This window comes from Salinicola halophilus (genome assembly GCF_003206155.1).
GTDB lineage: Bacteria > Pseudomonadota > Gammaproteobacteria > Pseudomonadales > Halomonadaceae > Salinicola > Salinicola halophilus.
Genome location: NZ_PZJV01000006.1, coordinates 575,193 through 587,374, shown reverse-complemented (window position 1 = coordinate 587,374; position 12,182 = coordinate 575,193). Strand labels below are relative to the sequence as shown.

Annotated in this window: 10 protein-coding genes; 2 read left to right on the top strand and 8 right to left on the bottom strand. The window is 65.5% G+C overall.

All coding sequences use genetic code 11. The annotated features are described in order from the left end of the window. Positions 1–107: 107 nt before the first annotated feature. A complete protein-coding gene (locus tag DOM33_RS14430) occupies positions 108–1,697 on the bottom strand; it encodes an ABC-F family ATPase (protein ID WP_110670138.1) in 1,590 nt (529 codons plus the stop codon). A gap of 272 nt (positions 1,698–1,969) precedes the next feature. Between DOM33_RS14430 and DOM33_RS14425 the strand changes: the two genes are divergently transcribed. Continuing rightward, the gene (locus DOM33_RS14425) at positions 1,970–2,929 is read left to right on the top strand and encodes a 2-hydroxyacid dehydrogenase (RefSeq protein ID WP_110670136.1); all 960 of its coding nucleotides are present in this window, start codon (positions 1,970–1,972) and stop codon (positions 2,927–2,929) included. A 362-nt stretch (positions 2,930–3,291) separates the two neighbouring features. On the opposite strand, the gene DOM33_RS14420 is transcribed toward DOM33_RS14425, so the two are convergent. The 6 genes from DOM33_RS14420 to DOM33_RS14395 all read right to left on the bottom strand — a co-directional run bounded on the left by DOM33_RS14420 (position 3,292) and on the right by DOM33_RS14395 (position 10,741). After that, positions 3,292–4,869: an aldehyde dehydrogenase (NADP(+)) gene (locus tag DOM33_RS14420; protein WP_110670134.1), complete on the bottom strand. Its 1,578-nt coding sequence runs from the start codon at positions 4,867–4,869 to the stop codon at positions 3,292–3,294. A 27-nt stretch (positions 4,870–4,896) separates the two neighbouring features. After that, a complete protein-coding gene (locus DOM33_RS14415) occupies positions 4,897–5,733 on the bottom strand; it encodes a FadR/GntR family transcriptional regulator (RefSeq protein ID WP_110670132.1) in 837 nt (278 codons plus the stop codon). A gap of 71 nt (positions 5,734–5,804) precedes the next feature. Next, complete coding sequence (locus DOM33_RS14410; protein ID WP_110670130.1) at positions 5,805–7,145, bottom strand: enolase C-terminal domain-like protein; 1,341 nt, start codon at positions 7,143–7,145, stop codon at positions 5,805–5,807. Between the two features lie 143 nt (positions 7,146–7,288). Further along, positions 7,289–8,206 (bottom strand): 5-dehydro-4-deoxyglucarate dehydratase, encoded by a 918-nt coding sequence (kdgD, locus tag DOM33_RS14405; RefSeq protein WP_110670128.1) that lies wholly within the window; start codon positions 8,204–8,206, stop codon positions 7,289–7,291. A gap of 263 nt (positions 8,207–8,469) precedes the next feature. Continuing rightward, positions 8,470–9,771, bottom strand: coding sequence for an SLC13 family permease (locus DOM33_RS14400; RefSeq protein WP_110670126.1), 1,302 nt, complete (start codon positions 9,769–9,771; stop codon positions 8,470–8,472). A gap of 139 nt (positions 9,772–9,910) precedes the next feature. Continuing rightward, positions 9,911–10,741, bottom strand: a complete 831-nt coding sequence (locus tag DOM33_RS14395; RefSeq protein ID WP_110670124.1) for an amidohydrolase family protein — start codon at positions 10,739–10,741, stop codon at positions 9,911–9,913. A 168-nt stretch (positions 10,742–10,909) separates the two neighbouring features. On the opposite strand from DOM33_RS14395, the gene DOM33_RS14390 reads away from it, so the two are divergent. Then, the gene (locus tag DOM33_RS14390; RefSeq protein ID WP_110670122.1) at positions 10,910–11,647 is read left to right on the top strand and encodes a GntR family transcriptional regulator; all 738 of its coding nucleotides are present in this window, start codon (positions 10,910–10,912) and stop codon (positions 11,645–11,647) included. Positions 11,648–11,701: 54 nt separating this feature from the next. Here the strand turns inward: DOM33_RS14390 and DOM33_RS14385 are convergent, their stop codons facing one another. Then, complete coding sequence (locus tag DOM33_RS14385; protein WP_110670120.1) at positions 11,702–12,172, bottom strand: universal stress protein; 471 nt, start codon at positions 12,170–12,172, stop codon at positions 11,702–11,704. Positions 12,173–12,182: the final 10 nt, after the last annotated feature.

Sequence of the window (12,182 nt, the reverse complement as noted above, 5' to 3'; positions counted from 1 at the left end):
GGCGATGCCGCTACTATAAGCCAGCGCCGCGCTCACCCGCCGTTGCAGTTTGCCGTCGACTCGGTGACCGCTTGTAGCCGGCGGGACGACTCCCTCGAGGATCGAAACTAGCCGTAGACGCCCTGGCTCTTCAGATAGTCGTCGTAGCTGCCGCTGAAGTCGACGATGCCGTCCTCCTTCATCTCGATGATGCGGGTGGCCAGCGAGCCGACGAACTCGCGGTCGTGGCTGACGAAGATCAGCGTGCCGGGATAGTTTTCCAGCGCCAGGTTGAGCGCCTCGATGGACTCCATGTCGAGGTGGTTGGTGGGCTCGTCCATCACCAGCACGTTGGGCTTTTGCAGCGCCAGCTTGCCGAACAGCATCCGCCCCTGCTCGCCGCCGGAGATCACCTTCACCGACTTGCCGATGTCGTCGTTGGAGAAGAGCATCCGCCCCAGCGCGCCGCGCACGGTCTGTTCACCCTCGGTGGTCCACTGGCGCATCCACTCGAAGAGCGTCTCGCCGCTTTCGAAATCCTCGGCGTGATCCTGGGCGAAGTAGCCCACCTCGGCGGCGTCGGTCCACTTCACTTCCCCGGCATCCGGCGTCATCGCCCCGGTCAGACAGTTCAGCAGCGTCGTCTTGCCGATGCCGTTGGGGCCGATGATCGCGACCCGTTCGCCGGCTTCCACCTGCAGGTCGAAGCGCTCGAACAGCACGTTGTCGCCCCACGCCTTGGAGAGCTTCTCCGCGTTGAGCGCATGGCGATGGATCTTCTTGGTCTGATCGAAGCGGATGAAAGGGCTCACGCGCGATGAGGGTTTGACCTCGTCGAGCTGGATCTTGTCGATCTTGCGCTGACGCGAGGTGGCCTGCTTCGCCTTGGAGGCGTTGGCCGAAAAACGGCTGACGAACTGCTGCAGCTCGGCGATTTCCGCCTTCTTCTTGGCGTTCTCCGCATGCAGGCGCTCGCGAGCCTGGGTCGCGGCGGTCATGTACTCGTCGTAGTTGCCGGGGAAGAGCGTCAGCTCGCCGTAGTCCAGGTCCGCCATGTGGGTACAGACGCTGTTCAGAAAGTGCCGGTCGTGGGAGATGATGATCATCGTCGAGCTGCGCGAGCGCAGGATCTCTTCCAGCCAGCGGATGGTGTTGATGTCCAGGTGGTTGGTCGGCTCGTCGAGCAGCAGCACGTCCGGGTCGGAGAAGAGCGCCTGCGCCAGCAACACGCGAAGCTTCCAGCCCGGTGCGACCACGCTCATCGGCTGCAGATGCTGCTCCAGCGGAATCCCCAGCCCGAGCAGCAGCTCGCCGGCACGCGCCTCGGCGGTGTAGCCGTCGAGCTCGGCGAAGCGCACCTCGAGATCGGCCACCTTCATGCCATCCTCTTCGGACATCTCGGCCTGGGAGTAGATGCGCTCGCGCTCGGCGCTGACCTGCCACAGCTCCTCGTTGCCCATGATCACGGTATCGATCACCCGCTCGTTCTCGAACGCGAACTGATCCTGGCGCAGCTTGCCCAGACGCGTGGCGGCGTCCTTCATGACCTGGCCGGCGCTCGGCTCGAGATCGCCGCCCAGAATCTTCATGAAGGTGGACTTGCCGCAGCCGTTGGCGCCGATCAGGCCGTAGCGGTTGCCCTGGCCGAACTTGACGGAGACGTTTTCGAACAGCGGCTTGGCGCCGAACTGCATGGTGATATTGGCGGTAGAGAGCAAAGCGCGGGATCTCGAGAAAACGACATGAATGGGCCTGCGACCGTGCAGCGGCATCGGTCAGGGCGGTCGCGCATTGTACGCGCCCGGCCGCGCGCCTAGCTACCGTGCGACGCGCGCCATCATCGGCGAGCGGTGAAGACCCTACGACTAAGGCATAACGCCGGTACGGCGCGGGTCGCCCTTTGTACGATGTATGATCTAGACATCGTCGATCACCCCGGGTGATCGTTTCCGGCGGTTTTCCCGCCTCGCTCGCAGACTGGAGTTGCCCCATGAAAGAGACGATCGTCGTCGTGCACGAGCTCTATCCCGAGCTGCTCGACTCGCTGAAAAAGTCGTTCGATGTCGTGCACTTCACGCGCCTCGCCAACGATGACGACCGCGCACGCTTTCGCGAGGCGATGAGCCGGGCGGTCGCCTTCATCGGCTCCAACGTGCCGTTCGATCGGGCACTGATCGAGCAGTCGCCGAAGCTCAAGGTCGTGGCGAGCGTCTCCGTCGGCGTCGACAACTACGACGTCGAGACGCTCAAGGCGCACGACATCGTGCTGACCAATACGCCTGAGGTGCTCACCGAAGCGACCGCGGACACCGGCTTTCTGCTGCTGATGATGGCCGCGCGCCGCGCCGGCGAGATGAACCGCATGGTCGTCAACGGCGACTGGAAGGCCTCGCTCGGCCGCGATCAGTTCGGCGTCGATCTCAAGGGCAAGACGCTGGGCATCGTCGGCATGGGGCGCATCGGCCAGGCGGTGGCCAAGCGCGGCCACTTCGGCTTCGACATGCCGATCCTGTTCCAGAACCGCTCGGCCAAGTCCGATGTCGAGCAGCGGCTCGACGCCCGTCAGGTCGAGCTCGAGACGCTCTTTCGCGAGGCGGATTTCATCTGCGTCACCGTCCCGCTCTCCGCCGAAACCGAAGGGCTCGTCGGCCGCGATCTGCTCTCGCTGACCAAGCCCCAGGCGATCTTCGTCAACATCGCCCGCGGCAAGGTGGTGCGCGAGCAGGAGCTGATCGAGTGCCTGCAGGACGGCACGCTCTACTACGCCGGGCTGGACGTCTTCGAGAAGGAGCCGCTGCCGGCGGACTCGCCGCTGCGTACGCTGGACAACGTCGCATGCCTGCCGCACATCGGCTCGGCGACCCACGAAACCCGCAACGCCATGTGCGACCTCGCCGCCGAAAACCTGCTGAACGTGCTCGCCGACAAGGCTGCCGTCACCCCGGTCTAGCCCAGCCGCGCGCTCACGCGCGAGCCGTGTGACGACGACGCCGGCATCGCTTTCACAGGCGGTGCCGGCGTCGTCGCACCGGGGGAAGGACAGTACTGCCGCGGTCCCCGTTCGCCCTTCTGCCATGGAAACGTCGTGCTGGCATGGCAACGTCGTGCTGGCTTGGCAACGTCGTGCTGACGTGGCAGCCCCGTGCCAACGCAGAAGCGCGGTGCTGGCACGGCAATAGCGTGCTGATGCGGGCGGCTGAACGCCGAGCCTGCGCACCGCCCGCTGAGAATCCGTTCAAGACGAAAAAGGCCGCCCCGAGGGGCGGCCTTCGTTTCATGCGACGCATGGATCAGCGTCGGCACATCTTGCGATCAGCTTTCGCGCTTGCCATCGACCAGGCGCTTCAGGTGGAGCGGGTTGCTCTCCTTGATCGCTTCCGGCAGCAGGCCGTCCGGCAGGTTCTGATACGACACCGGACGCAGGAAGCGGTAGATCGCCGCCGTGCCCACGGAGGTGGTACGCGAATCGGACGTCGCCGGGAACGGACCGCCGTGGACCATGGCGTCACACACTTCGACGCCGGTCGGCCAGCCGTTGACCAGGATACGACCCGCCTTGCGCTCGAGCGTCGGCAGCAGCTTGCGCGCGGCCTCGAGGTCGGCATCGTCCATCTGCAGTGTGATGGTCAGCTGGCCTTCCACGTGCTCGGCGACTTTCTCGAGCTCGGCCTGGTCGGCACACTCGACCACCAGCGACGTGGCGCCGAAGACTTCGTCCTGCAGGGACTGCTCGTTGAGGAAGTCGCTGGCAGAGGTCACGAACAGTGCGGTCTGGCACTGGTTCGAGCCATCGCCCTTCTCGCCGCGTGCCACTTCCTTCGCCTTGCCGGTACCGGCCAGCGCATCGACGCCGTGCTGATAGGCTTCCGCGATGCCCGGCGTCAGCATGGTCTGCGCCGCGCTGCCCTTGACCGCTTCACCGGCGACGGAGACGAAGGCATCCAGCTCCGGCCCCTTCAGCGCGATGACCAGCCCCGGATTGGTGCAGAACTGACCGGCGCCCATGTTGAGCGAGCCAACGAAAGCCTTGGCCATCTCTTCACCGCGGGCCTTGAGGGCTGCCGGCAGCGGGAAGACCGGGTTGATCGAGCTCATTTCGGCGTAGAACGGGATCGGCTCGGGACGCGACTGGGCCGCTTTCCAGAGTGCCAGACCGCCGCTGCGCGAACCGGTGAAACCGGCTGCCTTGACGCGGGAGTCGGTCACCAGCGCCGTGCCCACTTCGCGACCGGAGCCGAATATCAGCGAGAAGACGCCTTCCGGCAGATCGCACTTCTTGACCGCGGACTGGATCGCGCGGCCGACCAGCTCGCTGGTGCCCGGGTGCGCGGCGTGCGCCTTGACGATGACCGGGCAGCCGGCGGCGAGCGCCGATGCGGTATCGCCACCGGCGACGGAGAAGGCCAGCGGAAAGTTGCTGGCGCCGAAGACGACGACCGGGCCAAGACCGACATGGCGCTGACGCAGATCGACGCGCGGCATCGGCTGACGGTCCGGCAGGGCCGGGTCGACGCGCACGTCGAGCCACTCGCCGGCGCGGACGACGCGGGCGAACATGCGCAGCTGGCCACAGGTACGGCCGCGCTCGCCCTGAATACGGGCCTGGGGCAGGCCGGACTCGGCGACCGCACGCTCGATCAGATCGTCACCGATCGCTTCGATCTCGTCGGCAACGGTCTCGAGGAACTTGGCGCGCGCTTCGAGGGAGGTCTCGCGATAGGTATCGAAGGCGTTCCAGGCCAGTTCGCAGGCGCGCTCGACTTCCGCTTGCGTGCCGCCCGGATAGCTCGGGTCGAGACGCTCGTTGGTGGCCGGATTGATCGCCTGGATCGGATCGCGGCTGCCCTTGACCGCTTCGCGGCCGATTAGCATTTCACCTGTCAGATTCATCTTGCCTCCTGCAGTGAGTGAGTCTTCCTACCTGCCCGGTCGAGACCAGGCCTGAGCGGCGCTTGCGCCGTCGCCCCGAGGGGCGCTGGGCGTATTGGCGTCGGCCTCGGCGGCGAGCGCCGAGTACATCGCATGGGGCCGGTCGAAATGTCGGCGCATCGCGGTGAACGCCGCCTCCGGGCGCTGCACCTCGATCGCTTCGAGTACGGCCTCATGTTCCAGTGCGATACGTTCAAGGTAATCCCCAACCGCAATCAAATCCATTTCCCCCTTGAGTAGCTTCGCGCGGGGGATGGAACCTTCATTGAGCGGTTCGTAGATCGCCAGGAAGCAGGGGTTGTGGGTCGCGTCGATCACCGCCTTGTGAAAGCGATAGTCCTCATCGCGTGCCTGACGGCCGGTTTCGCAGGCCCGCCGAAAGGCGTGATGCGCCGCGTGCAGCGCGTCGAGATCCGCGGGCGTGCGCCGCTCGGCGGCCAGCGCCGCGGCCCGCGGTTCCAGGCTCGAGCGCAGCTCCAGCACCATCAGGATCTCCGCGGCGGTAGTCGCTCGAATCTGATGACGCTGGCGCTCGCGCGGGGTGAGCCTGGCAACGCGAGTGCCGATGCCGCGCTGGGTCTCGACCAGCCCCTGCGAGCGCAGCAGCGCGATCGCCTCCCGCACCACCGTGCGGCTCACGCCAAAGAGGTCGCACAGCCGCGTTTCCGTCGGCAGCTTTTCACCGATGGCGAAACGCCCCTCGGCGATGGTCGATTCGAGCTGTCGCGCAATCTGACGCGACAGACTCTCCTGCGGCGAGATGCGCTGGAACTCGACATCTCCCGCCAATGCCGTCGTGTCGATCGGAGCCTGTCGTTGATCCATGAAAGAGATCGCCTCAGGCGTCGTCTTTGACGCCGTTGCCTGAACGGGGTCTCGCCGATGCTGCCTTTGGCTCAGCGCACCAGCGCCGGGCGCTTGGGATCGAAGGTCCAGCCGTCGATCAGATACTGCATCGCCGTGGCGTCGTTACGCCCGCCGGCGGGGAGTTCCTTGTAGAAGGCGTGGGCGCGCTCGACCTCGGCCATGTCGATCTCCACGCCGAGCCCGGGGGCGTCGGTCACGGCCACGTGGCCGTCGACGATCTCCGGCGGGTTGCGGGTCAGGCGCGCATCGCCCTCCTGCCAGATCCAGTGCGTATCCAGCGCCGTGGTCCGCCCCACCGCGGCGGCGCCGACGTGAGCGAACATCGCCAGCGACACATCGAAGTGGTTGTTGGAGTGCGAGCCCCAGGTCATGCCGTGATCCTGGCAGAGCTGGGAGACGCGCACGGCACCGGAGAGCGTCCAGAAGTGCGGGTCGGCGAGCGGGATATCCACCGAGCGCAGCATCAGCGCGTGGGCCATTTCACGCCAGTTGGTGGCGACCATGTTGGTCGCCACCGGCAGGCCCGTGGCGTGCCGGAACTCCGCCAGGATCTCGCGCCCGGAGAAGCCCTGCTCGGCACCGCAGGGGTCCTCGGCGTAGGCGATGACGCCGTGGAGATCCTGGCACAGCCGAATCGCCTCCTGCAGCGACCAGGCGCCGTTGGGGTCGATCGTCACCCGCGCCTCGGGGAACGCTTGGTGCAGCGCGGTGACCGCCTCGATCTCCTGCTCGCCGGGGAGCGCCCCACCCTTCAACTTGAAGTCCTTGAAGCCGTAGCGATCGTGAGCCGCCTCGGCCAGTTCGACCACGCGCCGCGGCGTCATCGCCGCCTCGTCGCGCTGGCGATACCAGTCGTGGCTCGCGCCCTGCGTCCCCCGGCGATAGTCCAGCGGCGTGGCGTGGCCGTCGCCGATGAAGAACAGATAGCCGAGTACCTCGACGCGGTCGCGCTGCTTGCCGCTGCCCAGCAGTTCCGCCACCGGTACGCCGAGGAACTTGCCCATCAGGTCGAGCAGCGCCGCCTCCAGCGCCGCCACCGCGTTGATGCGCAGCTCGAAGGTCCAGGAGCCCTTGCCGAAATCCTCGAAGTCGGCGCTCTGGCCCGCGCTCTGCAGCGACGCCACCATCGAGCGCAGCTTGGCGATCGGCTGGCCCACGACCCGCGAGCGTGCCTGCTCCAGCGAGCGCTGAATGGTCTCGCCACCCGGCGCCTCGCCTACGCCGACGTTGCCGGCGCTGTCTTCGAGCAGGACCAGATTGCGCGTGAAGTACGGCGAATGCGCGCCGCCGATATTGAGCAGCATGCTGTCGCGGCCGGCCACCGGAATGACCCGCATCTCGGTGATCAAAGGCGTGGAAGGCGTCGACATGAGGAGAGGCTCCGTGGCTGAATCCGGCACCCGCAGGCAGCGAGCTCACGGCGTCGGAAAAGAATCGGGACGACCGTCGGGCCGCCTAACGGTGCCGAAACCGCCCCGGTATGCCCGAGACGGTCGGTGGCCGGCAGTGGCGCTTAGAGCGACTTGGCTTTCTCGACCAGCGTCTCGAGCGTCTTCTTCTGCTCGGCGGTCGGCATGCTCAGCGGCGCGCGTACGTCGCCACCGGGATAGCCGACGATGTCCGCGCCCGCCTTGATCAGGCTCACCGCGTAGCCCGGCGTAGTGTCACGCAGCGTAATGAACGGAATGAAGAACTCGCGGGTCGCCTTGGCGACGAACTCGCTGTCGCCGGCGCGCAGCGCCTTGTAGAACTTCACCGCCATCTCCGGGACGAAGTTGAACACCGCCGAGGAGTAGGTGCTGACACCGATGGCGAGATACGCCTCGGCGATGATTTCGGCCGTGGGTACGCCGCCGACGTAGGCGAGACGATCGCCCAGCGTCTTGATGGTGACGTTCAGGGTCTGCATGTCGCCCTTGCCGTCTTTCAGACCGACCAGATTGGGGCAGCTCTCGGCCAGTTTCTTGACGCCGTCGACACCGAGATAGCCGTTGGCGCGGTTGTAGTAGATGACGCCAAGATCGGTCGCCTGACACACGCTGATCGCGTACTCGGTGATGCCCGCCTGGGAGCACTCGGTGAGGTACGGCGGCATCAGCAGGATGCCGTCGGCACCGGCTTCCGCGGCCGCCTGGCACTGCTGCTTGGCGAGCTCGGCGCTCTGACCGGCGCTGGCAATGATCGGCACGTGGCCCCCGATGGTGTCGACGGCGATCTTCACGATCTCGCGATACTCATCGATGGTGATGTTGAAGAATTCGCCCGTGCCACCCGCGACGAACAGCGCGGAGACTTCGTAATCCTTCAGCCACAGCAGGCGTTGGCGATAGCTCTCGGCATCGAACTTGCCGTTCGCGTCGAAATCGGTCACCGGAAAGGAGAGCAGGCCATCGGTGATGGAGGCTTTGAGCGCTTCTCTGGAAAAATTCACTTCGATTCCCTCGTCTAGGATTAGCGAACGCCTGCCGAACAGGCCAAGGACCCGCTGCCGCCGCCCGATGGCGACTGTTCCGGTCGGTCCAAACTGTGCCTGCATGTTGTCATACATCATACCGAAGCGGCTTTTAGACCTTAGCCGCATGATGAGAAACGACGCGTGACGAGCGACGGCGTGAGCCAGACGGGGAACGAAAAAAGGCGACTTCCGGAGAAGTCGCCTTCGATGGCGGTTCTAGATCAGCGACCCGTGTCGCGTTAGAACACGAACGCCAGCAGCAGGTTGAAGATCATCGCCGCGACGAAGCCGAGCGGTGCGGCGCGGAACAAAAGCTTCGGCAGCAGCCCGGCGCGGGCCTGATCGTCCGGGCAGGAGCCGAGGATCAGGCTGCCGCCGGAGGAGAACGGCGAGATCGAGGTGGCCTGGGCGCCGACGACGATGGCGATGAAGACGATCATCGGGTCGATGCCGAGCGTGGCCGCCATCGGCGGGACCAGCGGGAACAGCGCCGGCGTCACCACGCCCAGGGTACTGGCGAACAGCGACATCAGCGCGGCGGCGACGCCGAAGGCGACCGGCACCAGCACCGGTGGAATATTGGTACCGATCCAGGCGCCGAGTAGATCGAGCGTACCCGCGGCGATCGCTACCGAGATCAGCATGCCGACCCCGCAGATCATGATGATCGTGCCCCAAGGCAGCGACGCGATCGCCTTACGCTCGTCGCCGAGCTTCATCAACAGCGCGATCACCGAGAAGACGCTGGCGATCAGCGCGATGTTGACCTTGGAATTGATGAACCCCACGGCCGCGTTATCCGGCAGCAGCAGGCTCGCGATCGGCGGCAGCAGCACCATCGCCATCATGATCAGGGTGAGCGTCAGCGTCTTCTTCTGGTTGGGGTCGAGAGGCGACGGGCGCTCGATGTGATCCAGGCTCGCCATCGCCGTGCCGCGGCGACGGTTCACCAGCACCAGCCCGGCGAGCACGATGATCGGCACGATCAGGGTGCTGGCAAAGATGCCGAAACTGTTGATGAACGCGGTGTCCTCGGGGATTCCGGAGCTGGTCATCAGGGTCCGGAAGATGATGCCGCTCTGACTCGAGACGAAGTTCGCCCCCGCCAGCGCCCCGTAGTTGACCGCCATTGCCCCGACGATCAGATTGAGCCCCGAGCGGTTGCACAGCAGCAGCGTGATCGGCGCCATGAACGCCAGCACCGTGTAGTAGCCGGCGCCGAGCGCGGAGATCACCGTCGCGGCCAGAAAGATCGCGAACGGCATCAGGCTCGGCACCCGCCGACAGCGGTACATCAGATGCTCGGCGAGCTTCTCGAGCGTGCCGTTGACGATGGCGAAGCTGTAGAACAGACACACCGAGAAGATGATGAAGAAGATCTTCAGCGGCCACATCGCGATCACTTCGGACGGACCGAGGTCGAGTCCGAAGCAGCCGATGAGATAGGCGAAAGCGATCGCGAACAGCCCGATGTTGATTCGGGTGCGATAGCCCAGGACGATCGAGACGACGATCGCCCCGATCACGACGAGACTCATCATGCTGATGCTCTCCTATTGAATGACGCCTGGCGGTACAGGGTGTTGTTATGAGTCGTTTTCAAGCGGGTGTTGTGAGTCGAGTTGTCGTGGGTCGAGTTGTCGTGTGTCTGACGGCACGGTGCCGACCGGCTCGCGCCGATCATGCGACGTCGAGCCCGAACAGCCGCGCCGGGTTGTCCACCAGCACCCGCCGGCGCTCTGCCGCATCGGGCAGCTGCGCCTCGAGCAGCCCGAACTGGGCATCGAAGCTCGTTTCGTGTTCGAAGCGGGTGTGCGGCCAGTCGCTTCCCCAGAGCAGGTTGTCGGCGTGGCCGTAGGCGTCTTTCAACCGCTCGATCGATGCCCGTGCCTGATCCGGCGTCGACCGGCTGCGATACGTCGCCGAGAGCTTGATCCAGATATCGTCTCGCGACAGCCGCGACAGGAAGGCACCGTGAGAGAGATTGACCGGATCGATCTCCCCGCCCGGCAGGCCGAAATGATCGATGACGACGCTGACGCCGGTGCCGAGGATCGCCGGCAGCACCGACTCGAGATCCTCCATGCCGCGCTGGATCTCCACCGACCAGCCGCGCCGGGCCAGCTCGGTGAAGAACGACTGCCAGTGCGGCGCGGCGTAGTCCTCGAGATCGCGACCGACGAGATTGAGACGCACCGCGACGATGCCGGCACTCGCCAGCGCGTCGAGATGGTCGTCCGCCAGGCTCGGCTCGATCACGGCCGTACCGCGCAAGCGTGCCGGATGACGCCGCAAAGCATCGAGCAGATAGCGATTGTCGGTGCCCAGAAAGCTCGGCTGCACGAGCATGCCGTGGGAGAGTCCGCAGCGATCGAGATGGCCAAGATAGGTGTCGACCGTTGCGTCGTAGTCCGGCGCATAGCGGCGATCATTGGCGAACGGCAAGGTTTGTTCGAAGATGTGGGCATGCGCATCGACGCCGGTAATCGGAATGGTGCGAGTCGAACTCATGGGCTCCCCTGGTCGCATGAAGAACTTGGCGCGGTTGGGCGCCGGGCGATCACTATAAACTTACAGTCATTTATATGAATTAACGGATGCGAGCTTATCTGCTTTGGCGTCGTTCGGGGGAGCGAATACGACTAAAGTCGAGGACTCGGGAACCACGCAGGGGACACAATGGAACGCACGGGACTCAAGATGGATACGCGACTACCGCTCTACCAACGACTGCGCGACGACATGCTGGCGAAGATCGCTGCCGGCGAGTGGACGCCGGGGCGCGCGATACCGACCGAAACCGAACTCACCAAACATTACGGCGTCGCGGTGGGCACGCTGCGCAAAGCCGTCGATACGCTGGTGCAGAACGGCTTGATGGAGCGCAGTCAGGGCCGCGGCACCTTCATTCGGCGGCCGAATTTCGAGGGGTCGCTCTTCCGGTTCTTTCGACAGCTGGACGAAAAGGGCGAGCGACGCATCCCCGAAGGCCGCGTGCTCGCCCGTGAGTCTCTGCCTGCGCCGGCGAACGTGGCCGCCGCGCTGGATCTCGAGGAGGAAAGTGAAGCGATCCGGCTCGAGCGCGTGCGCGAACTCGACGGCAAGCGGATCTACTACGAGGAGATCTGGCTGCCGGCCGCACCGTTTGCGGCTCTGATGGAGGTAGAGCCTGCCGATTTCGGCAACCTGCTCTACCCGTTCTACGAGAGCCATTGCGGCCAGCTGGTCGGCTCCGCGGACGAGACCCTCACCATCGTCAAGGCGTCGAGCGCGACGGCGGAAGGGTTGGGCGTACCCGAGGGGGAGGCGGTGGTGCAGATCGAGCGGCTCGCGCTCGGCTACGACGGTACGCCGCTCGAATACCGCCGTTCGCGAGGCGATGCCGAAACGTTCCGCTACCGGGTGACGATCGCCTGAGCGGCGAGGCGGCGCGATCTCGATCCGCGTCGTCGCGCATGACGTTGCCGCGAGTCAGACCGCGTCGCTTTCGTCATCCTCCGGCACCGCATGCAGGGTGATCACCAGACAGGGGGCAAGCTCCATCACCTTCTGCGACACGCTACCCACGAACAGGCTCTTGAGATTGCCGAGGCCGCGGCTGCCCATGACGATGCACTGGGCATCCAGCTCGCGCGCCTTCTCGGCGATCACCGATTCCGAATCGCCGTATTCGATGTGATAGGCAACGGCACCGTCAGCGTTGCCGAGCGTCTGCCAGGTCTCCTCCAGTAGACGCAGACCTCGTGTTTCGTCCGGCTCCTCGGTCGCCGCCATCGGCGGCACACCCACCATCGCACCGAGATGCTCGTCGGCGGCCGGCGGCTCCGGCACGTGAAGCAGATGCACCACGGCGCCGGTGGCGCGCTGCATCAGGCTTGCGTGTTCGAGCGCCCGACGGGCACTCGGCGAACCATCCATGGGGACCAGTATCGGTTGCGGCATGGCCTTCACT